The 25,006-nt window shown below is 39.9% G+C and carries 19 protein-coding genes and 1 tRNA gene; 11 read left to right on the plus strand and 9 right to left on the minus strand.

The window, feature by feature from the left end; translation table 11 throughout:
* The first annotated feature begins 312 nt into the window (after positions 1-312).
* From BW976_RS18285 to BW976_RS18305, 5 genes are all read left to right on the plus strand, one after another.
* Positions 313-2,382 (plus strand): HD family phosphohydrolase, encoded by a 2,070-nt coding sequence (locus BW976_RS18285; RefSeq protein ID WP_076375093.1) that lies wholly within the window; start codon positions 313-315, stop codon positions 2,380-2,382.
* Between the two features lie 82 nt (positions 2,383-2,464).
* A tRNA-Ser gene (locus BW976_RS18290) sits at positions 2,465-2,551 on the plus strand.
* A gap of 111 nt (positions 2,552-2,662) precedes the next feature.
* A complete protein-coding gene (locus BW976_RS18295; RefSeq protein WP_076375095.1) occupies positions 2,663-3,103 on the plus strand; it encodes a hypothetical protein in 441 nt (146 codons plus the stop codon).
* 154 nt (positions 3,104-3,257) lie between these two features.
* Positions 3,258-3,563, plus strand: coding sequence for a YrdB family protein (locus BW976_RS30080; RefSeq protein ID WP_394333028.1), 306 nt, complete (start codon positions 3,258-3,260; stop codon positions 3,561-3,563).
* Between the two features lie 173 nt (positions 3,564-3,736).
* Positions 3,737-4,000, plus strand: a complete 264-nt coding sequence (locus BW976_RS18305) for a hypothetical protein (protein ID WP_076375099.1) — start codon at positions 3,737-3,739, stop codon at positions 3,998-4,000.
* A 160-nt stretch (positions 4,001-4,160) separates the two neighbouring features.
* On the opposite strand, the gene BW976_RS18310 is transcribed toward BW976_RS18305, so the two are convergent.
* A complete protein-coding gene (locus BW976_RS18310; protein ID WP_076375101.1) occupies positions 4,161-5,141 on the minus strand; it encodes a GlxA family transcriptional regulator in 981 nt (326 codons plus the stop codon).
* Positions 5,142-5,288: 147 nt separating this feature from the next.
* On the opposite strand from BW976_RS18310, the gene BW976_RS18315 reads away from it, so the two are divergent.
* From BW976_RS18315 to BW976_RS18335, 4 genes are all read left to right on the plus strand, one after another.
* Positions 5,289-6,164 carry an alpha/beta fold hydrolase gene (locus tag BW976_RS18315; protein WP_076375103.1) on the plus strand — a complete coding sequence of 292 codons (876 nt, stop codon included), beginning with the start codon at positions 5,289-5,291 and terminating at the stop codon, positions 6,162-6,164.
* A gap of 86 nt (positions 6,165-6,250) precedes the next feature.
* A complete protein-coding gene (locus BW976_RS18320) occupies positions 6,251-6,844 on the plus strand; it encodes a dihydrofolate reductase family protein (protein WP_076375105.1) in 594 nt (197 codons plus the stop codon).
* Positions 6,845-7,630: 786 nt separating this feature from the next.
* Entirely contained in the window at positions 7,631-10,753 is a 3,123-nt protein-coding gene (locus tag BW976_RS18330; protein ID WP_076375109.1) for a SusC/RagA family TonB-linked outer membrane protein, read from the plus strand.
* An 11-nt stretch (positions 10,754-10,764) separates the two neighbouring features.
* Positions 10,765-12,240, plus strand: a complete 1,476-nt coding sequence (locus tag BW976_RS18335; protein ID WP_076375111.1) for a RagB/SusD family nutrient uptake outer membrane protein — start codon at positions 10,765-10,767, stop codon at positions 12,238-12,240.
* 89 nt (positions 12,241-12,329) lie between these two features.
* Here the strand turns inward: BW976_RS18335 and BW976_RS18340 are convergent, their stop codons facing one another.
* The 5 genes from BW976_RS18340 to BW976_RS18360 all read right to left on the minus strand — a co-directional run bounded on the left by BW976_RS18340 (position 12,330) and on the right by BW976_RS18360 (position 17,464).
* Positions 12,330-12,548: a response regulator transcription factor gene (locus BW976_RS18340; protein ID WP_084192262.1), complete on the minus strand. Its 219-nt coding sequence runs from the start codon at positions 12,546-12,548 to the stop codon at positions 12,330-12,332.
* Positions 12,549-12,732: 184 nt separating this feature from the next.
* Complete coding sequence (locus BW976_RS18345; protein WP_076375115.1) at positions 12,733-13,200, minus strand: hypothetical protein; 468 nt, start codon at positions 13,198-13,200, stop codon at positions 12,733-12,735.
* Positions 13,201-13,268: 68 nt separating this feature from the next.
* The gene (locus BW976_RS18350) at positions 13,269-14,054 is read right to left on the minus strand and encodes a helix-turn-helix domain-containing protein (RefSeq protein ID WP_076375117.1); all 786 of its coding nucleotides are present in this window, start codon (positions 14,052-14,054) and stop codon (positions 13,269-13,271) included.
* Positions 14,055-14,132: 78 nt separating this feature from the next.
* Entirely contained in the window at positions 14,133-15,596 is a 1,464-nt protein-coding gene (locus tag BW976_RS18355; RefSeq protein ID WP_076375119.1) for a family 43 glycosylhydrolase, read from the minus strand.
* Between the two features lie 494 nt (positions 15,597-16,090).
* On the minus strand, positions 16,091-17,464 hold the full coding sequence (locus tag BW976_RS18360) for a right-handed parallel beta-helix repeat-containing protein (RefSeq protein ID WP_076375121.1): 1,374 nt from the start codon (positions 17,462-17,464) through the stop codon (positions 16,091-16,093).
* 354 nt (positions 17,465-17,818) lie between these two features.
* On the opposite strand from BW976_RS18360, the gene BW976_RS18365 reads away from it, so the two are divergent.
* Positions 17,819-18,727 carry a hypothetical protein gene (locus BW976_RS18365; RefSeq protein WP_076375123.1) on the plus strand — a complete coding sequence of 303 codons (909 nt, stop codon included), beginning with the start codon at positions 17,819-17,821 and terminating at the stop codon, positions 18,725-18,727.
* An 85-nt stretch (positions 18,728-18,812) separates the two neighbouring features.
* Here the strand turns inward: BW976_RS18365 and BW976_RS18370 are convergent, their stop codons facing one another.
* The 3 genes from BW976_RS18370 to BW976_RS18380 form a co-directional block, all read right to left on the minus strand.
* Complete coding sequence (locus tag BW976_RS18370) at positions 18,813-19,985, minus strand: metallophosphoesterase (protein ID WP_076375125.1); 1,173 nt, start codon at positions 19,983-19,985, stop codon at positions 18,813-18,815.
* Positions 19,986-20,078: 93 nt separating this feature from the next.
* Positions 20,079-20,759, minus strand: a complete 681-nt coding sequence (locus BW976_RS18375; RefSeq protein WP_076375127.1) for a hypothetical protein — start codon at positions 20,757-20,759, stop codon at positions 20,079-20,081.
* A gap of 29 nt (positions 20,760-20,788) precedes the next feature.
* A complete protein-coding gene (locus BW976_RS18380; protein ID WP_139332338.1) occupies positions 20,789-22,060 on the minus strand; it encodes a DUF3108 domain-containing protein in 1,272 nt (423 codons plus the stop codon).
* Between the two features lie 489 nt (positions 22,061-22,549).
* On the opposite strand from BW976_RS18380, the gene BW976_RS18385 reads away from it, so the two are divergent.
* Positions 22,550-24,976 carry a TonB-dependent receptor gene (locus tag BW976_RS18385; protein WP_076375367.1) on the plus strand — a complete coding sequence of 809 codons (2,427 nt, stop codon included), beginning with the start codon at positions 22,550-22,552 and terminating at the stop codon, positions 24,974-24,976.
* Positions 24,977-25,006: the final 30 nt, after the last annotated feature.

A 25,006-nucleotide genomic window follows, 5' to 3' on the forward strand; every position in this document is an offset into this window, starting at 1 on the left:
TATAAAACAATGTATTAATTATCTCCGCAAAAGTAATGTAAATGCAGGTAAAAAATATGGTTATCTATCAGCTGCTAAATATAGTTAATTAGAATAAATGATCTTTTGACCATTGTTTTTGATTCATCCACATCTTTATAAGATTAACTTTGATTCCCAAAATAGATAATCCTTCTGGGTTGTCAACTTTTTAAAGGTTGGCCCTATTGAGATATATTAGACCTTCCATGTATTTTTGTCCTAACTCTTAGCTCTTGATTCTTGCCACATATAACAGAAACTTATATTATTTTTGAGCGGTTAATTAAATAAATGGCAAAACTATCCACTTCGCGCCAAAAGGCTTTATTGCGTAAATACTCGCGCAACGTTAAGTTTTTAATGATGTTGCTGAGCATTAGCATCATTGTGTTTTTTTTACCCAAGCAGGCTAAATTTGGCTATGAGTATGAAAAGGGCCGTATCTGGAATCAAAAAGACCTGATATCACCTTACAACTTCGCTATCCTGAAAACCCAACAGGAGATCAAAAACGACCAGAAAACAGCCAAAGAAAGTATAACCCCCATTTATCAGCTGGATGCTGCGGTCGAAAATCAACAGCTGGAAGGTTTTAAAAGCGATATTGAGATTAAATGGCATAATGCAGGTATTAATGACAGGCTTAAACCTAAATTCATTTCAACTGGTACCGATCTGCTGCAGGAAATATATGAAACCGGTATTTTAAAGCTGAACCCTCAATATCAGGTAAATTCCGAAAACTATCCCATCACCGTTTTAGACAAAAACGTAGCCACCGCCAAAAATACCAACGAACTGTTTACCAAAGAAAAGGCCCTGGCTTATTGCGACAAGATCCTGAGCAAACATACCGATCTGGATAAGGCTTTTTTGCTGGATATGCTGCAAAACAGGCTGCAAACCAATTTAAGCTATGATAATAACTTAACCTCGCGACTCATCAACGAGGCTATTGATGGTTTATCGATCACACGTGGTATGGTGCAGAAAGGGGAGGTGATTGTTTACAAAGGTTCGGTGATTAATGATGATGTTTATCAAAAGCTGGAATCATATAAACAGGCTTTTGAGGATAATGCCCGTACCAACGGTAACCGCAAACTGGTACTGTTGGGGCAGTTTTTCCTGGTAGGTATAGCTATATCCTTGCTGATGATATTCCTGCATCTTTTTCGTAAGGATATTTATGCCGATAACCGCCTGGTAAGTTTAATATTATTGGTAATGACGGCCATGCTGGCCACTTTGTCGCTGGCTATTAAACTGCAGTTCCCTACCAACCTGTATTATATACCGTACTGCATCGTGCCAATCATTATCCGTATTTTGTTTGATACGCGTTTGGCGCTTAACATACATTTGCTGGTAGTACTCATCGCCGGCTTTTTTGTACCCAACAGCTTTGAGTTTGCTTATTACGAGATCACGGCCGGTATGGTATCTATCTATAGTATCAAAAACTTGATCAGGCGCGAGCAGTTCCTGATTTCGGCGGTCATTATCATCTTTACGTATTTTGTGGCCTTTTTGGGTATCACCTTTATCCGCGAAGGCACCTTCCTGGATATCGACTGGATGGATTTTCTGCCTTTTGTGGTGAGCGTGCTGCTTACCCTGCTGGCTTATCCGCTTATTTACATCTTTGAAAAGATATTTGCCATCACGTCGGATATTACGCTCATCGAGCTCACCAATACCAATGCGCCTTTGCTGCGCGAACTGGCCTTTAACGCTCCGGGTACCTTTCAGCATTCGTTACAGGTAGCTAACCTGGCCGAAAACGCCATTTATACCATTGGCGGTAATGCCTTGCTGGTAAGGGCAGGGGCGTTGTACCATGATATTGGTAAAATGGAAAACCCGCTGTTTTTTATCGAAAACCAAAGCTCGGGCTTTAATCCGCATGATAAGCTGCCTTATGAAGAGAGTGCCCAGATCATCATCAGGCACGTAAGCAAGGGTATCGAAATGGCGCGTAAAGCCAACCTGCCCGAGGTGATTATCGATTTTATACGTACCCACCATGGTAATACCCGGGTGGATTATTTTTACCAGTCGTCATTAAAAAACTTTCCCGAAAAATTCATCAACGAGAACATTTTCCGATACCCGGGACCCATCCCTTTCACCAAAGAAGCGGGTGTTTTGATGCTTGCCGACTCGGTTGAGGCCGCTTCGCGCTCTTTAAAAGAGCCTGATGAAGAGTCGATCAGTATTTTGGTTGACCGGATAGTGAAGTACAAGTTGGATCAGAACCAGCTGAAAGACAGTAATATAACTTTAAAAGATATTGAAACTATCAAAACTATTTTTAAGCGGATGCTGATGAGTATTTATCATGTGCGGATAGATTATTAAAAATATAACTTTTTTTTTGACGGGAAACATGAATTACTATATTTGCAATCCCGAAAAACGGGGAACATATTGAAAAGAACACGGTGAGGTGCCTGAGAGGCCGAAAGGATCAGTTTGCTAAACTGACGTACGGGAAACTGTACCGAGGGTTCGAATCCCTCCCTCACCGCTGAACATGAAAAAAGCCTGGCAATCGCCGGGCTTTTTTCGTTTGGGGATGGTTGATGATGGCAGCGGACATGGGCTGATAAAGCATTAACTACCATTAAATAAAAAAAACATGGGAATTACCGAAAAAAGAATCCCTATTGTATTAAAGAAGTTTGGTTCGAGTAAAAGCGAAGGTCTTTATACAAAAATTATAACAGATAAAAATAGGCATGATTATAAAGAGTTGTTACATTACCTCGAAACAGATGAAATACCGCTGATTGTTTGCCGGTTCGACCCTTCAAACGGGACCTTGTTAACCACCAAACGTGTTCTTTCGATGAATTCGGAAGATTTGCGAATGATGAATCTCGCGGAACTCGTTTATAGTAATTTGGATATGCCGGGTGAAAGAGCGAGTGGCTCCAAAACACTGGCAGATTTTACTGAAATTATCTTGAGAGATGTAAACAATAAAACTTTCAGACTCACCATAGAAAAAGGCTATCCTTTTGGAGGATTTCTACAGGTACTAACCTCTATTCAAGGTTATTTCCCGAAAGGAAAATAAAGCTTGGCGGGTTTTCGTCCCCTCAGGGTCTCCCGAAAGGAACCTGAGGGGGCTTATAAATAGCAATGCCGTAACGGATAAGTCAGGTGAATTTTTAACTTAGTTTAATTGAAATTTATACATGGATAAGATTTTATCATATAATAAAGGTGTAATGTTTCTACTTGAAATATGTACAATTGTTTCATTGGTATATTGGGGCTTTCACAATCACAGGTCCATTATATTATCCTATTTGCTTGGGATCGGAACACCTTTATTAGCGGCAGGAATATGGAGTGTGTTAGCTGCTCCGCTTTCGGCACACCGGTTACCGATGCCATACCGGGAGATATTTTCAATAATATTTTTCTGGGGGTCAGCTATACTTTTATACCAATCAGGAGTTAAAATATATGCTATTGTATTTATGATTATTTCGTTGCTTTCGGTTATTGTAGCATCTTGTCTTGAAACATAAAAGACCTGACATGTAAGTACTGGTAAAATAGCTGTATAATAAAAACACAAAATATACGGTAGGGGGCCTTGTGCCATGTATAGGTAGGATTAATTGAAAATTAGATAATTTATTGATCTAATTGGCTCATAAAGTTTAGGGATCTGATTATATTTAGCTTAAAACAATATCCTATGGAATCGAAGTTATTTTCATATAAGGCAGAAGGTATCGTGCTCGAAGCGCTTAATGATCAAATTAAGGTCAGCCCGGTATTTGACCGTAAAGAGCTAGTTGAAAAAATTAAAGAAGCTCTGAAAGCAGACGGTTTTAAACCTGATGAACACAGCCTGCAATTTAAAATAGAAGAAGGCCAGTTATTTGTACAAGGCATAGCCGTTAAACAACAGGAAAGCCGCTCTATCGGATTTATGAATCAAAGCGTGAATGCTGGGTAACTATAAAAATAAAGGGCCCGGCAGTTTGCAATCGGCCCACAATTAAATTTGCATCTGTCACCTCCGTCCCCTCTGAGTCTTCTGAAGGGGACCTTGAGGGGCCTGTGAACAGCCTGTAACTCTTGGTTCTCTGCGAGAGGTCCTTATCGGACATTATATATCATTTCTCCACTACCACTTTACTATACTTATTTCTGTATTCAATGGGCGTAATTCCCGTAACCCTTTTGAATATATCCCGGAATGCTTTCATATCGCTATAGCCAACATCAAACATCACTTCCGATACATTTTTTCTGGAGCTTTCAAAACTACGTTTGGCGGCTTCAATTCTTACTCTTTGCATATATTCAACAGGCGTATTATTGGTAGCTAGTTTAAACCTTCTTTCAAAGCTCCTTTGACTAATGTCTACTTTATCTGCCAGGCTATTAATAGTTAGCTTATCCTGATAGCTTTTTTCGATGTAGTTTTGTGTTTGCAAGATCTCCTTATCATTGTGATCTTTTTGTCCGGTAAAGATTGTAAAAGCGCTCTGACTATTTCGATCTATATCTATTGCAAAATATTTAGCGGCTAAAATAGCGGTATTTCGATCGGTGTATTTTTCTAATAAATAAAGCAGCAAGTTCCATAACGAGTTTGCACCACCACTCGAATAAATTTTACCTTCATCAGTAATAACAGCGCCATCTACAATTTCTACTTCCGGATACATCTCCCGGAATTGATTAAAATAGGCCCAGTGTGTAGAACATTTTTTTCCATTTACCAAGCCGGTTTTTCCTAACAAAAAAGCACCATTACATAAACTTGCAACTTCACTACCATTGCCGTACATTTTTTTTATCCAGGGAATTGCATGCTCATTTGCTTTTATGGCCTCGTTGATATCGCCAAAAACGGCAGGTATGATGATCAGGTCAGTTTCCTTAATGTCTTTTATTTGCCGGTCTATTTTTACGGAGTATTCTCCGTCGTTGGTAGCTATGTAATCTTTTAAGCCAACATACTCCACATCAAATAAAGAATTTTTATCAAATGCTTTTAAAAAATCATTGGCTGTTTTAAATAAACGGTAGGCTGGGGTTACAGCCTCAATAGCTGCATTTTCGGGCACATAAACAGACACTTTTTTCATTATCGAATTTCCTTTTTATAAAGATAAATATGTTTTGGCGGAATTCACCCTCTAAGTTGTCGTTTTCGCACTGTGTTAAACCCCGAAGTAAATTCCAACTTTGTATTGTTAATAAATTTTAAACTAAACTAAATTTTAATATTCATCATGAAAAATTTACTCAAAACACTTAATCCTCTTAAATTAATACTGTTAATGGCCATCATTATGTTTGCAGCAGCTCAATCTAACGGGCAACAAATCAAGCCTTCCGGTAGTGGTTACATACCCGTTAATGGCATTAAAGTTTATTACGAAGTATATGGTGAGGGTAAACCTATCGTTTTACTGCACGGTGCTTTTATGACCATTGAGGGGAATTGGGGGCAATTAATACCCGAATTGTCAAAAACAAGAAAGGTAATTGCCATTGAAATGCAGGGACACGGGCACACACCATTTTCGGACAGAAAATTAGACTTAGCTACCCTGGCAAGTGATGTGGATGGAGTAATGAATTACTTAAAAGTTGACAGCGCCGATGTTGTAGGGTATAGCATGGGGGGCTCTGTTGCTTACCAGTTGATCATACAAAGCCCTAAACGGGTCAAAAAATTAGTGATCATTTCGTCTACCTATAAAAGCAGTGGTTGGCTGCCTCAAATAGCCAATGCGTTTAAAAATATGAAACCCGAAATGTTTGCGAATAGTCCTATGAAAACGGCATATGATGCAGTAGCACCCGACAAAACAAAATGGACAATGTTTATGGGACAGATGCTTGCTTTTGTTGGGCAGACATTTGACATGGGGGACAGTAATATTGCGAAAATTACTTCGCCAGTATTGATCATCTCTGGCGATAATGATGGTCTGGATAAAATTGAATTAGCAAAAACCTATCAATTACTGGGTGGTGGTGTCTCTGCCGATTTAGGACCGATGCCCAAGTCGCATTTGGCTATTGTTCCTTCGCAGAGCCATGTTGGCCTAATGACGCAGACGAAAACCATATTAGGCTATCTGGATGGCTTTTTAAAGTAAGCATAATCGTATTTGGTATTAAAAAGATGCTCGATAAATATTTTTGAACTATTGAATAAAAAATTAACAATTTCAATTAAACTAACATGAGAAAGATAATCGTTTTAACATTTATTACATTAGATGGAGTAATGCAGGCACCAGGCGGACCTGAGGAAGATACATCAGGTGGCTTTCAATATGGCGGTTGGTCCGCATCTTATGGTGACGAGGTTTTTAATAAGGTGTTACAAAAGCAGATGGAACCTGCGGATATTCTTCTGGGCAGAAAAACATTTGAGATTTTTGCTAATTTCTGGCCCGAACATGCGGAACACTGGCCGGGCATTAATGATGTCACGAAATACGTGATGTCCAACACCATGAAAGAGTCTGGTTGGGAAAACTCGGTGTTCCTTACAAGTGTGGCAGATATCCAAAAACTCAAAAATTCAGATGGGGCCGACATCAAAGTTTGGGGTAGCAGTGAGCTCGTTCAGCTATTACTGAAGCATGATTTAGCTGACGAACTCTGGCTCAAAATTTACCCGGTGCTTCTTGGCAAAGGAAAAAAGTTGTTTGACAACGAAGTGGTTCCGGCAGCATTTAAATTAACAGAGGGCTTTGTTACACCAAGTGGTGTTATTGTAGCGAATTACGCGCGAAGTGGAAATGTTAAAACAGGTACTATTGGCGCTTAAGAACATGTAATAATTTTTGTCCCCTCAGGGGCTCCTAAAAGAGCTCCTGAGGTTGCCGGTAGGCAATCATCTATAACTCTCCTTTGCAAGAGACCGCTTGACGCTTGATGCGTATCCCCTTTTTATTTTTTTTGCCTGTTTATTATCCTTACCTACTCTTCTATATCATAAATCGGCTAAGATTTCAGATGTATTTCTGAATACGCAAGATGATATGTTTAAAAAAAGATTGTTTATCTCGAAAAAGGCAAACCAGTTAAATTTATATTTAATAAAAAATTAATTATATATCATTATAGATTAAAATTATTAAAATTTGATAAGAAAAAGTTATTTTTTATAAAAAAAATTATACTTAACTATGAAATTTTATATAAATTTTATAATTTACTAAAAAATTTATAATTAGAATCTGTTGATTTGAGTAAATTTTAGTTTTTAATTAGTTATAATGAGGTATTCTGTATTAAATGCTTCTATTTGTTGATTATAGCTAATTCTTATTGATTATATTATCACCATGATATCTTATCTGTCATATCAATTGCCATTTCCTGCTATCTGTAACAGCCACACGTCCTGTTTTAAGGAACCTCATTGCTGTTTTGGCTATATCGAATCCCATAAATACACTTTTAAAGATCTTTAATTCACTTGTCCCATTAATCCTGTAACCCCCCCCCTCCGCAACATGAAATAATCATCAGCAAGATTCAAATCTGATCAGATCAGCGTTGTCTCAAATCCCTAGACAATTAATTATTAACTATTAACGACAATTTAACGATGAATCAAAAAATACTATACTTAGTATGGGTTATTGTATTGGTATGCACTCAAGCGTACGCGCAAACCCGCAAAATAACAGGCCATGTTACAGATACCAGTGATGGCAGCCCACTTCCGGGTGTGTCTGTTTCTATCAAAGGCACTACTATAGGTACCCAAACGGATGGCAATGGCGATTTCAGCATTAATGTACCTGCCGGAAAACAAAGCTTAACTTTTAATTTCATAGGGTATACTCCACAAACGGTTACCATAACCTCAAATAAACTTTCGGTCTCTCTGAGCGCTACGGCGAGCCAGCTATCTGAAGTGGTGATATCCGGTTATTCCAGAATAAGCAAAAAAGATTATACCGGTTCTGCAGTTAAGGTCACCTCAGCACAAATTGCCAATAAGCCGGTTCAAAGTTTTGACCAGGCACTGGCCGGTCAGGCCGCAGGTGTGAACATTATACAGCCAAACGGGGTATTGAATAATCCGCCGGTGTTCAGGATCAGGGGTTTCAACTCTATATCTTTGAGTTCATACCCTTTAATTATTGTTGATGGTGTCCCGGTATTTACTGGCAGTACCGGCAACAGCGCTTCTAACAATCCACTGGGAGACATTAACCCGAACGATATAGAATCAGTTGACATCTTAAAAGACGCTTCGGCTACGGCCATCTACGGATCAAGGGCTGCCAATGGAGTTGTGGTGATTACTACTAAAAAAGGAAAACTTGGTAAAACCCAGGTTAACTACGATGGTTGGGTAGGTATTAATAAAGCATTTAACTTACCTAAGCTGCTAAATGCCGATCAGTATGTAGAGTTGAAGAACGAAGCCCGTGCCAACGCAGGCCTGGCTCCGGGCTTTGCTATTCAAAAGGATGCCAATGGTAATGAAATTAATACAGACTGGTATAAAATTGTTTACCAGACCGGTTTATCGCATAATCATAACATGAACGTTTCGGGCGCTACAGAAAAGACATCCTATTTTGTGTCTACCGGCTACAGCAACCAGGAGAGCTTTATCAAAACTAATTCATTTGAACGAAAGATATTCCGCGGGAATTTGGATCATCATTTGTCGAAGGCTATTACTATAGGTACTAATTTTAGTTACAGCAGCACCCTCAATAAGGGGCCCAACAGCGGGTCGTTACCAGGACAGGCTTATAATACCGGCGGACTGGCCCGTTTACCTTTAGTATTAAACCCTAATGTGGCTCCCCGCAATCCCGATGGTTCTTATAACATCACCAGCACCGGAACCCTGGGTTTAGGCGCTAATACCATTGCCAATAACTATCCTAATGCACTGGTACTACTTGATTTGGATAAGTATACGTCAAGTAATACCAACGTGATTGGTAATCTGTATGGCGAATGGCAACTGGTTACCGGGCTGAAATTTAAAACCCAGTATAGTATCAACAAACTCAATACCGCCAATACCTCGTTCCAAAACCCGATAGCTGGCGACGGACAAAGCTCAAACGGGCTGGCTTTGAATACCTTTCAGGAGTATAACCGCAGGGATTGGACTAACACCTTGAACTACATTGTAGATTTAGGAAAAAATCATATCAATGCCCTGGCTGGTTATGAAGAATATCACACCACCAATTTGGGTACTGGAACGCAACGAACCAACTTAGGCGATTCGTACTTCAATAATTTCCAGGGAAATTTCCTGAATGTTTTAAGTGATGCCACAACCGGGAACTTTCAGTCTGAAAACGGTTTCAGGTCTTTCTTTGGAACGGCAAATTATGACTTTGATAAAAAGTATCTGCTAAGCGGAACCTTCAGACGTGACGGGTTTTCCGGTTTATCGGCCAATAATAAGTATGGTAATTTTGGTGGGGGTTCTATTGGTTGGAACATAGCTGAGGAAGGCTTCTTTAAAAGTTCAAAGCTGGGCCGGATCTTCGAAGATCTTAAACTGAAAGGAAGTTACGGTGTAGTAGGTAATGTGGGCGTTGGCGACTTTGCCTCTTTATCGTTGTATAACTCAGGCTTGTATGGCGGCGCGGCAACGGTTTATTTTAACCAGGCCGGTAACTCTAATCTGAAATGGGAAACCAGTAAAAAATCAGACGTAGGCCTTAGCTTTGGCTTATTTAAAGGACGCATACAGGCGGAGCTTGATTACTATAATAACAGTATCAACAACCTGATCTTGAATGCGCCTCAATCACCATCAAGAGGTATACCCGGCAATACCATTGCGGCCAACGTAGGCTCCATGTACAACCGTGGCTTTGAGTTGAATATTACTTCAAGAAATATCGTTAAAACCAACTTCAGCTGGACCACCAATTTTAATATCAGTACGCTCAGTAACAAGGTTACAGCACTGGCGCAGGGCAATTCAGATATTTACGGTGTAACCTCAAGCCTGGAAACCGCAAGTGTTACCCGGGTAGGGTATACGTTGGGATCTATTTTTGTGGTTCCTGTAGATGGTGTAAACCCGGCCAACGGTCAGCGTATATTTATAAATCGCTTTGGTAAGCAGGTGCAATATAACCAGGTTGGCACGCCATCTAAATGGACCTATCTTGATGGTACGGCTGCTCCGGCTATTGACGGCACACTGGATGGCCGCATTGTGGGCAGATCTATCCCTACCTATTATGGTGGCTTAAATAATACTGTTGCTTACAAAAACTTTGATTTAAACATTGGTATTACTTTTTCGGGAGGAAATAAAATATATAACGGAACACAGGCTACACTCCGCGATCAGCGATTCTGGAACAATGAAACCGGGATATTAAGACGCTGGACAACCCCGGGTCAAGTTACCGATATTCCTAAAGTAGTTTACGGCGATAACTATTCCAACGGGTCGGCCATACCCAATTCTTCCAATGTTCAAAACGGCGCTTACGCAAAACTCAAAAACGTGGCACTGGGATATAAATTCCCGTCGCGGTTGGTTAATGGAGCGGGCATTTCTTCATTGCGGATATATGTACAGGCTACAAATCTGGCTGTAGTTACTGGTTACAAAGGCTCAGACCCTGAAGTTTCATCCAACGGTAACTCCAACCTGGCACCGGGTATCGACCGTAATACCGTGCCTTCCAGCAGGATATTTACGTTTGGTTTAAATGTAGGATTTTAATTATTACGATCATGATAACAATAAAGAAATATAAATATGCCGTCAATGCCGCAGTGCTTGCATTGACCATGGTAATGGGCAGTTCCTGCACAAAGGATCTATTAACACCATCGCCAACCACAAGTATCATTGATTCTAAAGCATTTGACACGCCGGCCAGAATTTTAAGCCAGGTAAACGGATTATATGCAGGAGTTAAAAGCGGTCAGTTTTATGGAGGCCGCTATGTGATCTATAATGAGATAAGGGGTGAAGAGTTTATAGTAAATAAGCCCAATGGCGTTACTGGTTTAGATACCTGGAACCAGAATGTGAACTCAAACACTAATGAGGTAGTTAATCTCTGGAGTGCGGCCTATACGGCTATTAACCGGGTTAATGTTTTTTTGGTAGGGCTTAATGCCAACCTGTCAAAAGTTGATGCGGCTACAGCCAATCAGTATATCGGCGAGGCAGAATTTTTAAGGGCGCTTTCTTATTTTGCTTTGGTACAAACCTATGCCAAGCCTTATGTTTTTGATAGCGGAGCAAGCCCTGGTTTACCGTTACGACTACTGGCCGAAACAGACCTGACCGGGGCCGGAACAAATGACCTGGCCAGAAGCACGGTGGCGCAAGTATATACGCAGATATTAAAAGACCTTGACGATGCGGAAACCAAGCTTAGCGCAACTCAGGCTAATGGGGCTTTCAGGGCGTTTAAAAATACGGCCATAGCCTTAAAAGCAAGGGTGTATTTGGCTCAAGCTAATTATGCTAAGGTACTTACAGAAACAAATAAATTGATCAGCGCTACAGCTCCTTACCAGTCGCCAACAGGTGGCAGTAAACTGGAAAGCAGTATCGCTACTGTTTTTACCGGTTCGTATACCGGAGCCGAAGCTTTATTATTTTTACCGTTTACCACCAGTGATGCTCCGGGCACACAGAATCAGTTGGCTTATTACTTTACTTCGGGACCTGGTAACGGTGAATATTATCTGAACCCTACTGGTATTTATGCCAATACAGCATTAAGCGGAACCGCTTCAACGGATGCACGTAAGGGTTTTATTACTAAAGTAGGTACGGTTAATTATCTGACCAAATATAAAACACCTTCACCCTTTACCGATTATGTACCGGTGCTGAGATATAGTGAGGTACTGCTTAGCGCGGCCGAAGCTTATGCCCGTACGGGTGATCTGGTTAATGCAAGCGCTTTGTTAAACGCAGTAAGGCACCGCTCGGATCCAACCTTTACCTTTGATCCGGCAGATATAGGTTCACAAGCGAGTTTAATCAATACTATACTAACTGAACGACGGATTGAGTTATTGGGTGAAGGTTTCAGGCTGACAGACCTGTTCCGTACAGGCCAGGCGCTCCCTGCCAAATCCGGAGCTCAGGGGAATTCTCCGGCTGTAGCAGTCACGGCATCCAATTATATCTGGCCTATATCAGGCGTAGAACTTCAAACTAACAAGCTAATGCAACCAAATCCTTAACAAACTAAAAAGGTTCTTAAGAAAGCGGCTAATCAAACGATTGGCCGCTTTTTATTTACCTATTATTAGGCTAGGCGTCTGTTTAACGGTTAGTTTGTATTAAGCCACAAAGCATGTGTTGCATGTTTTATCAGTTGCATGGAGTTTTTTACCTCCATTTTTTCGAGCAGATGGCGCCTGTGTGTTTCAACGGTATTAACACTGATAAATAATTGCTCAGCGATATGCTTGGTAGAAAAACCCTCACCTATCAACGTAAGTACTTCCATTTCTCTTTTTGTAAATGTTCTAACTTTTTCTGTGTACATAAGCTTTCATTTAATAGCACAAAATCCTCTTTACCGTTTCCAATTCATTACACTGGCTTTGAGAAGTAATTGCACGGTAAATCCGTTAGGATAAAAATCCTTATTGAAAGTGGTGACTGAGTTTTCTTTATTTAATGTACTTCGATAATGAAGTTCGGGTTAGTTGGCAACGCCAATAATCACGTTATTTATTCCAAAATAAATAACAGGAAGTAAATACAATTATCTGGATTGGAATGTTAATAAACCTGCCTCTATTGTGATAGTATAACCATTTATCGCGTATTTCCTGCCAGTTTACAGGAAGGTTGTCCGGATTCCATGCATTCATTTCGGGGTTCATTCGTACATTGCTGGTGACGCCGATATAAATCGAGATCAATTGTAAAACTATAGCCAGGGGAATAAGCCAATAAGATAAAGATTCCCATTCCTTTCTGTTGAAGATTAAAAACAAAATCATAAACCCTATATAAGAAAGTACTAATACCGGCATTCTTTTGCCCATGTAAAAATCTATGGCTTTATGATATTCGGCAAAAGCTTTCCCTGAAACGTTATATTCCCATGGAGCAACCAGGCCCTGAACATACAGGCCGAAAAAATAAGAGGCATAAATAACCAGTATCAAAGAAATAATGCGTGCTGTCATCTTTTTAAATATTTTTTACAAACATAAGGTGCCAGTAATTGAAAGACTTAGTAAAAATCCGACATGTTTTAATAAATAATAGCATTTTCAAAATCAAAGTTGGTAGGTACTTCGTTGGTAAATTGTTTGAAATCTCTTAACAGATGATTGTGATCGAAATAACCACAATCATAGGCAACATGTAGCCAGCTTTGACCAGGAACATCAACCTTCCGTTTCATCGCTTGATTGAAGCGGGCAATACGACTGTAAAATTTGGGCGAAACCCCTGTTCGTTCCAGAAATTTCCGCTCAAACTGTCGTGAACTTAAACAGGCATCATATGCCAGCCGATCAAGCGAAAATTGATAAAAATTTGGCTGTTTCAGCACTTCATCAATAGGGTGTCGTTCTACTTTATATGATGTTATTTTTTTGAGCAGGTAAGCCTCGACTATTTCAACCATTTTTTCAAAAGTTGCAGCATTTTGAATTTGTTCATTAACCTCAATCATTTCGCTACCTAAAACCAAATTGGCTTCCTCATGTGAGTTTGTAAAAAGAGTCATGGGAACGCCAAATAACCGAAAGAAGCCCGCGGGTTGAAGTAGTACCTTGAACATGAGGTAATTATTAGGAATCAGCAAATTGTGACGTGAAGTAAACTGTCCGGTTATAATATTATCAGGAAAGTTTGATTCAAATTTGTCTTGAAAGCGGGCCTGCAATTTATCCTTTGGATAAAAGTACAAGCAATTTTCAGGAGCAGGTGTTATCGGTAGATCAAGCAGTTGTCCACGATGTGTTAATTGTAAATACCAGTAGGCCTTTACAAATGGTCTTAAAGCTGGATGTGGCTGGGCCGTCAGGAACATAATACCTACCTTTGCAATTCTTAAAAATACATCAAATTATCTAAGATTTAATTCTAACAGGTTTAAAATAGCTCAAACTCAGGGAGCTTCAAATTTCCAAAACTGGGGATCTGCACCGTTCCATGTCCATGACCGTACATCGACACCGGGCGTGGGGTCGCCATTAATAATATCCATTACATTATTGCCTGCTTTTGCCATAATGCGGTACCAGCCATCCCCTAAAGTTTCAATGCGCCACTGCTGGCAATCGTTAGGGAAAACATCCCAAACCTGGATATTTGCACCACGGTCAATTGTACAGGCATCCAGATCCAGTGATTTGTGGTTGGGCAATTCTGATATAATTTTATAAAAGCCATTGTTGAGATAAGTCAGATTCCACTTCTGACCGTCGCAAGTGGTGCGTGTCCAGGTTCGTACATCAGCGTTACCAGTAGCACATCCCGCAATATCAAGGTATAAACCTGCACCGGTTGTGGTATTTATCTTCGACCGGATAGCATACTGACCATCGGGTATCGGGTTGGGTATATAACACGGTGTTGTGCCCGGCGATTGTGTTACGCCCGAAGTAGTAATGTTGATGGGCATAATGTTACCTGCCGAATCAAAAAACAGTCTGTCAATAGCAACCTGACGCTCATCTACATTGGTGCTGGTGCGCCTGTGATAAACAAAAAAGTATTCATCGCTACAGCCCGGCTTTCTGAGTACTGCGTTATGCCCGGGCCCTTTTATGTTATTTATTGGCGATGTGATACGCCCTTTGTTGGTCCATGGACCCATTGGGTTTGATGAAGTAGCATATTCTACATGATAATCATCATTACGATAATCATTAATAGAGTACATCAGATAATAAGTGCTGTTTCGTTTAAGGATATATGGGGCTTCAAAATAATTAGATGGTTGATTGTGCCCCCTGGTACCTGTTAGCGATATCATATCGGTATTAAGCTGCTGGATATTGATGGTCGTGTTTCCCCAATACAGATAAGCCTGTCCATCAGTATCTATAAACGCCATCGGATCTATAGGGTCGGTACCATCTCCTGTTGCCAGGGCACTGCCTTTATCAACAAACGGACCGGTTGGACTGGTGCTTACTGCCACCCCTATCTTTTTAGCGGCAGTAAAGTAAAAATAGTAGTTACCATTACGCGCGCATACAGATGGCGCCCAGCCATCTGTATGCGCCCAGCTTACATTGGCCAGATCTAAAACAATGCCTTCATCGGTCCAGTTTAACAAATCGGTTGACGAGTAGGCATGAAACTGACTGGTGTTTGGGCCGGTAGCGGTTGTATAAATATAATATTTGCCATTGGCATAAATTATATCCGGATCGGCTGTTGCAACAGGTAAAACAGGGTTGCCACTCATTTGATCAATAGCATCTGTGTGCTTATCCCGGGAGCTTTTTAAACTGTCTGATTGTAACGCAGATGTGGTTGCTTTTTTAGCGCATCCGACAAAACTTAACGCTATAACTACAGCATAAGTCAATAGCCAGCGCGCTTTTGTAAATTGATTTCTCATAGGTTTTTAGGTTTATATTCATTAATGGTTATGGAGATGATGCTATTTAAAATGACAGCTTTTATGCCATGCATATGCACAAACAATAATCAGACATACGCTGCTGCATATCCAATATCTTGTTACATCAAGCGACCGGCTTATGAATCTATATTTTAAAAATATTAGGTTTTGTATCCAGAAAAGTGATCGGATACCATCTATAATTGTGTTACCAAAATACAGGTTCCTGTTCAATACTGCCTGCACAGATCTTATCATTGTTTAGTGGAATCGTCTCATTTTAGAGCGAAAAATGCTTTTTTAGATTTTCTCTGAGATATCCCTAATGAATACAAAAAGGCCCGCTGATCATTTTGTCCCTTTGCTGACGCACGCGTGCCACGTGCACTTCCAGCGGTTAACTATTCAATATACAGTAGGATAACACGCGACAAGCGTGTGCCAGCAGAAAGCCTCTGCCGAAAGGAACCTGAGGTTATGTGTGGATAATATCAATATTTAGCAGCGCCTATATCAAAAGCACTGATAGGAGGGCGTGCAGTGCTAAAATAATCAAAACTTACACCATAAGTTGTGGTGTTTTGTCCCGCCTTAATAAGGGGAGATGAGGATAATAAATGGAAATCTCCTCCATTATAATTTACATATTTTATATTATTTACATTGTCAGTTATGTAATTATTTAAAGCTGTAAGTTTAACACTGCTGCTCTTTCTGATTATGGCAAGGCTTGCTCCTCCAGATTGTACAATAACGTTATTGATAACGGTATTCATCGGTATAGTCTCGGAATTTAATTTTATACCACCCAATTCAGAATTGATGATGGCATTATTAATAAACTGAAAGTAGGGGCCCGGCGTATACCTGGAATCGGCAAAAATGCCATAGCTCTGTGAATTTAGAATATAGTTATTAAAGACCTGGTTGTTCCCGAGGCCAAGAACAATAATACCGTTACCGGGTGCATTAGCAATCAGATTATTATAACATCTGCCTCCGGTTCCTTCGCCTATTTGTATCCCGTTGTTCTGATATGCCGAAAAAGGGCTCATTCCGGGATTTATAACCATATTGTTATAAATCTCACACCCTGAAACAGCGCAGCCCACCTGAATTCCCTCAGCACCGGTAGAATCAACAAAGTTGGCGTATATTTTAGCGTTTACCACGTCGTGAGGCAAAACAGTGCCGCAGGAAAGCGATACCCCGTCGGCATAAAAAGAATTACCTATATACAAGCCTTCACCACCTGTTTTATGGACGTAATTGTTGTGAATAAATACATTTTTCATTGTAAAATGACCACGCCATGTTGCTGCATCACAGGATGGGTCTGTTTTTGCCATAATACCGGCAAAACCGCTGTTACAAACTTCAACCCCGGCAATCTCAAAATCTGAGCTCAGATCATCCATTGTCATACCGATGTTTCCACCATTTACAACCAACCCATTCTTAATTGACGTAGTCCCTCTGCCTATTACTTTAAAATAGCTACAGTTTTGTGTCTTAAATGCGTACGAAGCAGTAACGGATGTAGAGATGATTGCTTTACCGCTTTGATTAGTAATAGTAATAGGGGCTGCTGCCGTTCCTTTAAGGTTTTTAAACAACAAAGATCCTCGCGTTCCGGCAGGTATAAATATAGTAGCTCCTGCGGGTATGCTAGTGCCATCAACCATCCAGTCCGAAGCCTTAACTGTATAGGTAAAGGTAGAAACCGCTGCGGTTTGCACTTTTGCAGATGCAGTTTCTGTAGCCGTATTTGCTGGTTTTTCAATGTTGCTTTTAGTACACATTGCGAAGGATGATATAACCATTACACCGATGATTATACGGATCAGGTGATTTTTACTTTTCATGTTTAAATTTAAGAAGGGGATGTAAAATGTATTGGGTTCAAATCGTTATTATATATCAAGCTTCCAAGGCCTGGCAAGTTGTTTTTTATACGAGACTTTCGATATATTGTTACTTGCTCCGGGGAAGATTACTTCATGTTTTAAGCTTAATAAGCTTACTCATGGATAATGGGGTTTACCTAATTAATACAGCCCGGAGTTTACAAAAAACAAAAGAGCCTGCTGATCATTGATCAGCGGGCTCTTTTTATGTTTCTATGTCCACTTCTGTTGCTTAAATAAAAGTCAGGTATTATTGTTATTTCGACACTATTTCCATATATTTAAGCACTTAATAACCAAAGCCTTATCACGATGGAAAAGAAATTTAAATTAATCTTATGGGTCGCCATTATCAATTTAACTACATATTCAAATCTTATAGCCCAAACCCAGGTAATAGGAAAGTGGTATATTACCACATCAGAGTTAAGTGTTAAATCTTTACCTACGGGAAAAGATACAGCTATATCATACAGGGTAAGACCGGGAACCAAATTCACGATAACAGATATTAAAAACAATATCTATACTGTTTTATTTGGCTATTATTATGGTGACACTATCAAGAACAAAAAAAATAGAAATGCTGGCGCCACCAAAGCCGGGAATCCCTTGTTATTAAAAGATGTAAATTTTAGCAAAATCAAAAAAAGCGACTTAACCACCTATCCTCAGGATAATGCTTTTATAGGAAATTGGGCAAATTTCAAGCAGTTTACTATTTTGGCCGAAGATTTGAATAGAGCCCTTTTGTATAATACAGGCAATTTTGATTTTACATTTGGGGCATTAACCTTGCCATTAAAGATCCGGTTCGGAAATGGTGGAAATACTTATTCAGCATTTGAGGAAAATTTAAATTTAGGGCTAACATTCGGATTAAAATACACAGTACCAGGCACAAAAGAACAATCCATAAATATGTTAGGCCTAATAGGTGTAACAAGCGCTAATTTGGATAGTGTAGCTTTTAAAAACCCCAAATTTTATTCTTCAAAAATTACAAGCACAAGAGCAATTTCCGCTGGGGTTGGCTTAATGTATCAATATTCTGCTTTTCAAGTTGGTTTATTTGGAGGTATAGATCATATTTCCGGTGAACTGGGCAGGCAATGGAGACACCAGGACCGGTTTTGGATGGGCTTTGCTATCGGGGTTTCTTTATATTCTAAAGATTCAATAAACAAGAACCCGGATGAGAAGATAACTAATAAAGATTAGTAAAACCAATAATAGAATTATACTCCTAAAATAAAAGAGCCTGCTGGTCATTGATTAGCAGACTCTTTTATTTTCTTTTATCTCACTAAACCAGGGATCTGCGTTTTAGGGTAAGCACCGCGATCTCTGGCCAGATACCTATACGACCTTTTAAACCAAGAAAGCCAAAGCCCCGGTTTACATAGAGGTAAAGACCACTTTTTTGGTAAAGACCTGCCCATTGTTTATAAATGTATTTGATGGGACTCCACTTAAAGCCAAACAGTTCAAAGCCGAATTGCGCGCCATGGGTATGACCCGAAAGGGTGAGGTGGATGGACTGGTGGTGACCAAGCGTTACGGCATCCCAGTGCGATGGATCATGTGACATCAGGATCTTGAAGGCCTCGTTGGGTACACCGGCTGTTGCTTTTTTAAGGTCGCCATATTTATGAAAACCGCCCTTGCCCCAGTTTTCAACGCCGATGAGTGCGATGGCCTGGTTGTCTTTTTGAATAGGGGTGGCTTCGTTCAGCAGCAACTTGAACCCGATTTCCTGGTGCACCTCTTTCAGGCGGTTGAGGTTGGCCTGCTGATCGGCCTTGTTTTCCCATTGCATGTAATCGCCATAGTCATGATTGCCTAAAACCGAGTATTTGCCATAAGGGGCTGTCAGCCCGGCAAATGCCGGTATCCAGGGATCCATTTCGGTTGCCTGGTTATTAACCAGATCGCCGGTAAATAATATCATATCACTTCCCTGGGCGTTTACCAGGTCGAGTCCTTTCTGTACACCCCGGGCATCGCTGAAACTACCGGAATGAATGTCTGATAATTGCGTGATCGTAAAACCATCAAATCTTTCGGGCAGATCATCAAAAAAGAGCGTTTCCCGGCGTACTTTATAATAGTGCCGCCCACGCGTAATGCCAAATAATAACAGTCCGAAAAATACAGCTGCCACTACCAATGCAAACTCACTCACACCATAACTACGCGGCGGGAAGCCACGAAACAGGCGCGTAAAATCTTCCAGTACCAATACGATAGAGCTGACCAGCTTGGGTACAAAGGATAATAACATCAGGGCCATTAGCCAGGATACGAGTTTCATATTCCGGGTAAATGCACTGTATATAATGGTACCGGCCAGCAAAGCATCAATTAACCAATAAGTCAGGTATATGGATGTATTATTAGTAAGCGTTGCAACTGCCGAAAAAAAGTAAATATCAATAGTGAGCCATAAAAGTATAATGGCGGAGATTCGAGTTTTCATATACCGCTAAGACGACCAGGCCCTTAAAAGATTTTAAAAGGGTAAGTATGATGGCAATTGGATGACAAAAGGGAGGGAGTAACTAATTTAATCCTATAATTTCCGTTTAGCTTCGGGTTGTGCATCGCTTTTTTGGGGCAGTTCAATAGTTACTTTACCAAATTGTTCTGAAAGCGAACTATGCAGTGAACTTAATAATATGACATATAAATTGGGAAACCCCCAGGCCGCAGTATAGTAATTTAGCGTGGCTCCATAACCATTTTGCATTTGATAATTTTTTAAAGCTACATTAGTCCCATACTTTTTTTTCAAGGTTTCAAATATATTGTTAGCATCACCTGTGTAGATTATAAAATAAACAGCAATCAATTTGGAATCGCTAACACTTGCATCAAATGTTCCCGTAGGACACATGTCTTTTGAGGGGGCATCTGCCGGAGCAAATCGAACCCTAATCTCTCCATCCGTAAACGCTGGGAGTGGATCCAATTGATCGCTTTTTTTTACTGTATATTTATCGATGTCTATACGTTCAAAACAGGTACTGCTAACAGGAATGCCGGGTCCCGTTGTATATTTATAACCCTTAAAGTGCTTTGCATATAAGACTCCAGAGCCTGTAGTCGATTTAACAATCTGGCAGGGGCATTCAGGGATGGTTAATTTTTCACCTAATGCATATCCAAATGCCGTCATATCCGGCGTGGTTTGTGCGCGGCTTAGCAACGAATTAGCGGATAATAAAACGATGACTAAAATTACTCGGTACATATTTTTATTTTAAAAAGAATTGCAAATTTTTACTGTTGTATTTGCTTTAATTTAACCGTTACGGTTTCACCATCTTGTTTTATGGTTACCACTTTTTGGGCACTGGCAGTCATGAGCACGTTAAAGTAATGTGTAATGGTATTGGTATTAGTGCCTTGATATGCTCCATTGATATAAGTATCTGTATAGCCGGTAACTTCAGTTTGAGAAGCGCCATGCTTCATCGTAAATTGGGTTATCAGGAGATAATCGCCAGGCATCAGATTAGTGAACTCAAAATGCCCTTCATTATCAGCTATTTTTGTTGTTTTTATGCATTGGATTGCGGACATGGGCAGCGGTGCTGATTTTCCTGTTTTACTGGCCTTTTTATTTTGTTCATACCACTCTTTAAAAAAATCGGTATACGGGATCAATATCACGGCAGTGCCTTCTGATGCAACTTGTTTTTTATTAAGATTTAGTACAGCGATCCCTTTTATAGCAGCATCATTTTCCCGGGCAAAGGCTTGTCCTGAAATTACAGATTTGCCTTCCGTTATGAGTTTAAGGGTTTCTTTTTTGTCAAATGTGCTGTGATACGGGTTGTAATCATCCTCATTATTAACGGCCGAGAAAATCTTTTTGTCGCCTATTTCAACATCATAATGCCATAATCTGCGGGTATCTTTATCAAGATAATAAATGTATTTGCGCTGCTCGCCGCTTGGAGTAATAGCTGTCAGGCTAACTTTCCATACATTACGATTACCGGAATGGATACTTGCATAGGTATCATTTTCCACATCACCAATAGATGCTTTTGAAATACTGGATTGACCGTTTGGGTTGTAATTATAAACATTGAAATTTTTTTTGAATCCTGCCGAAAGCGGAAGTTTAGTGAACATATAGTCAAGCGAACTACCGTCAATTAATGACAGATTTACAGGGTCCTTTATCGTGGTGTTTTTTTGGTTTCGCTTATCAATATAATAGCCGGTAATTGCATTGTTACCAAAATGAAGCTCATATTTATGATCGGAGTTAACAGACGCATGGTAAATAGGGGCGAGTGTGGCAGCATCAATTATACTAGTATCAGCAACATCATTCTTTTTGGTAAGCGGGTTAATCATTGCCGTATAAACAGCCACCTTATTTTTGCCCGTATCGATTTCCACTGACTGAGTTAACGCGATGGTAGTTTTGCCTGCAAAAAAAATGGACATGCTATAATTAGTCATTTCCTTTAGAGATTGAGCAAATACTGTAACATTTATTCCCAACAGTGTAATTATAATAAAGAATGCTTTTTTCATTTTACGTTGTTTTGCATGAATTACCCATTTCGATCAGTGAAGCAATTCCTTTTCTTTTGGGCAATTCCATCCAGCTCATTTGTTGTTTTTGAAGGTATTATAAAATCTAACGACTAGTAATACCTAAAAACAGGTATTTTACCCACGTCTATCCATTGCAGGATACAATGGGGCTGATATCCGTCATAAAAGATCCATTGACTTGCCTGATATATTTAAAAAAAGTTCTGATAATCAAAGCTGCCATTTGTAAATCAATTTCAATAATCTTTTAGATCGTATTACTCTTATTTCCAACGGATACGGTTATTTATTCGACAATCTGATTCTTCAATCAACGGCCTGAATTTTTTGAGTAAATGATTTAGAATAGAGTAAGGTTTTTGTAACTCCCAAACGTGGCGTTTCTGCAAAAAAATAATAACAATCATGTAACGATTTTAGCGCAATCGATGTCTTGTAGGCATGAAGTTACCGTCCCTATCTTTTTTGACCTTATTTATACTATTTCTGTTCAATTTTGCTGATGCTCAAACAAAAGACGGCAGCATTTCCGGAGCTGTTTTAGATGATGCCCGGAAACCGCTCGACGGGGCAACCGTAATTTTATTAACCGCAAAAGACTCGGTGGTTTTAAGTACTAAACTAGCTAATCCGGATGGTAGCTTCGCCTTTCAAAACTTAAAAAATAACACCTATATCATCAAGGCTACTTATATAGGTTATAAAAATTACCGGAGTAATTTGGTAGAGGTTAGCGGACAAAAAGCGGTTAATCTACCGCCGTTTACTTTATCATCCATTGGGAAAAAGTTGAATGAAGTAACTGTAACCGCCCAAAAATCATACGTACAGCAAAAGATAGACCGCACAGTAGTTAATGTTGGGGCACTGATATCCAACACCGGCGCCAATGCTTTGGAAGTGCTGGCCAAGACCCCGGGTGTACAGGTTGATGCCGATGGCAATATTACCTTTAAGGGAAAAAGCGGCGTAATGGTGATGATTGATGATAAGCCAACCTACCTTTCGGCCGCGAATCTGGCCACATACCTGCGTTCTCTGCCATCTTCGGCGTTAGATCAGATAGAACTGATGGATAATCCGCCCGCTAAATATGATGCTGCAGGAAATGCAGGGGTAATCAACATCAAAACCAAAAAAAATACTACCAGGGGATTTAATGCCGTGGTATCGGCAAATTTGGCGCAGGGTTTTTATGGCCGGACAAATGAAAGTATCAACTTTAATTATCGTATAGATAAGATTAACTTTTTTGCCAATATTGCTTATAACAAGCAGAAGACTTTCAGAAGGCTTGAAATTGATCGGAATTATTTGGATGCAAATGGTGATCTTACTTCGTCCTTAAAGGACATTTCTTATTTCAGGCCCTCCAGTAACAACACCAATATTAAAGCCGGATTAGATTATTTTATATCGCCGAAGACGACCTGGGGAGTAGTACTCACCGGCAACATATCCCGCGATCATGACAGCAGTCCGGTTTACAGCTTACTATATGATAAAAGTGGTGGATTGGATTCTACCGTTAACTCCCTCAATACCTCCAAAAATAAGTTTGACAGTAAAGGGATCAACCTAAATTACACCCATAAATTTGATAGCACCGGCAGGACCCTTACGTTTGACCTGGATTATATCCGCGATGTATCAGGTAGTAATCAGTTGTTTGTAAATAATACTTTTTTGCCCGATGGTACTTTAACAAATTTGCAAACGATAACTGACAATTTGCCTTCAACCATTAATATTTACTCTGCAAAAGCCGATTACACTCATCCGCTGAAAGGCAAGGCAAAATTAGAGGCCGGCGTTAAGAGCAGCTATGTTAATACGGATAACGCTGCCAATTATTTTAATGTGATCGATGGCGTAAGCACCATCGACTATAACAATACCAACCGGTTTTTGTACAAAGAAAATATTAATGCAGCCTATATTAATTTCAATAAAAGCTTTGGACGATTTTCATTACAAACAGGTCTGCGGTTAGAGAACACCAATGGCGACGGGCACCAGTTGGGGAATGGACAAAAGGGTGATTCATCATTTGTTAAACATTATACCAATCTGTTCCCAACGGCGTATTTTTCCTATAATCTGGATACAGCCGGTCATAACATGTTAGTTGCTTCGTACGGCCGCAGGATTGGAAGGCCGAGCTATGGAAGTTTAAACCCTTTTACTTTTTTTGTAGACAAGTTTACTTACTTTTCCGGTAATCCTTTCCTCAAACCACAGTTTACGGATAACTATAAACTGGCCTATAGCTTCAAAAGCCTGTTTACTGTTGCGCTTGCTTATAATTATACAACAGATGTTCAAAATGAAACTATTCATAAAAGCGGTAATGTATTTATCAGTACTACGGGTAATATAGGGCAGCAGAAAACCTGGGATTTTTCGGTTAATAGCAATCTTCAGCCTACCAAATGGTGGTCGGTTAACTTATACGCCGAGGAGTATAATAATACTTACCAGGGACAATTTTACACAGGTTACCTCCATCAATCACAATATACTTTTAGTGCCAATGGAAATAATCAATTCACTTTATCAAAAACATGGAGCGCTGAGTTAAGCGGCTGGTATAATAGCGGGGGCACTTACGGGCAGTTTGTTTCTATCCCTACGGGTATGGTTAATGTGGCTGTTCAGAAAAAAATATTAAACAACAAGGGTTCAATCAAGCTTAATATGAGGGATGTCTTTAAATCATTTAGTCCAAGTGGTGCCATTACCAACATTGCAGATGCCACAGCAACCTACCACAACTTTGTAGACACACAGGTGGCAACCCTGGCATTTACTTACAGTTTCGGTAAATCAACCAATGTGCCGCATAAGCGTGACACCGGTGGTGCCGAAAGTGAGCAAGGCAGGGCGCATTGATTTGATAGTTATATAGTTTGATTTTATCCG

Source organism: Mucilaginibacter lappiensis, from assembly GCF_900155965.1.
Lineage (GTDB): Bacteria > Bacteroidota > Bacteroidia > Sphingobacteriales > Sphingobacteriaceae > Mucilaginibacter > Mucilaginibacter lappiensis.

Excerpts from the sequence above, each read along its gene's own strand:
- BW976_RS18285 (WP_076375093.1), top strand. The coding sequence starts at position 313 with ATGGCAAAACTATCCACTTCGCGCCAAAAGGCTTTATTGCGTAAATAC.
- BW976_RS18295 (WP_076375095.1), top strand. The coding sequence starts at position 2,663 with ATGGGAATTACCGAAAAAAGAATCCCTATTGTATTAAAGAAGTTTGGT.
- BW976_RS30080 (WP_394333028.1), top strand. The coding sequence starts at position 3,258 with ATGTTTCTACTTGAAATATGTACAATTGTTTCATTGGTATATTGGGGC.
- BW976_RS18305 (WP_076375099.1), top strand. The coding sequence starts at position 3,737 with ATGGAATCGAAGTTATTTTCATATAAGGCAGAAGGTATCGTGCTCGAA.
- BW976_RS18310 (WP_076375101.1), bottom strand. The coding sequence starts at position 5,141 with ATGAAAAAAGTGTCTGTTTATGTGCCCGAAAATGCAGCTATTGAGGCT.
- BW976_RS18315 (WP_076375103.1), top strand. The coding sequence starts at position 5,289 with ATGAAAAATTTACTCAAAACACTTAATCCTCTTAAATTAATACTGTTA.
- BW976_RS18320 (WP_076375105.1), top strand. The coding sequence starts at position 6,251 with ATGAGAAAGATAATCGTTTTAACATTTATTACATTAGATGGAGTAATG.
- BW976_RS18330 (WP_076375109.1), top strand. The coding sequence starts at position 7,631 with ATGAATCAAAAAATACTATACTTAGTATGGGTTATTGTATTGGTATGC.
- BW976_RS18335 (WP_076375111.1), top strand. The coding sequence starts at position 10,765 with ATGATAACAATAAAGAAATATAAATATGCCGTCAATGCCGCAGTGCTT.
- BW976_RS18340 (WP_084192262.1), bottom strand. The coding sequence starts at position 12,548 with ATGTACACAGAAAAAGTTAGAACATTTACAAAAAGAGAAATGGAAGTA.
- BW976_RS18345 (WP_076375115.1), bottom strand. The coding sequence starts at position 13,200 with ATGACAGCACGCATTATTTCTTTGATACTGGTTATTTATGCCTCTTAT.
- BW976_RS18350 (WP_076375117.1), bottom strand. The coding sequence starts at position 14,054 with ATGTTCCTGACGGCCCAGCCACATCCAGCTTTAAGACCATTTGTAAAG.
- BW976_RS18355 (WP_076375119.1), bottom strand. The coding sequence starts at position 15,596 with ATGAGAAATCAATTTACAAAAGCGCGCTGGCTATTGACTTATGCTGTA.
- BW976_RS18360 (WP_076375121.1), bottom strand. The coding sequence starts at position 17,464 with ATGAAAAGTAAAAATCACCTGATCCGTATAATCATCGGTGTAATGGTT.
- BW976_RS18365 (WP_076375123.1), top strand. The coding sequence starts at position 17,819 with ATGGAAAAGAAATTTAAATTAATCTTATGGGTCGCCATTATCAATTTA.
- BW976_RS18370 (WP_076375125.1), bottom strand. The coding sequence starts at position 19,985 with ATGAAAACTCGAATCTCCGCCATTATACTTTTATGGCTCACTATTGAT.
- BW976_RS18375 (WP_076375127.1), bottom strand. The coding sequence starts at position 20,759 with ATGTACCGAGTAATTTTAGTCATCGTTTTATTATCCGCTAATTCGTTG.
- BW976_RS18380 (WP_139332338.1), bottom strand. The coding sequence starts at position 22,060 with ATGAAAAAAGCATTCTTTATTATAATTACACTGTTGGGAATAAATGTT.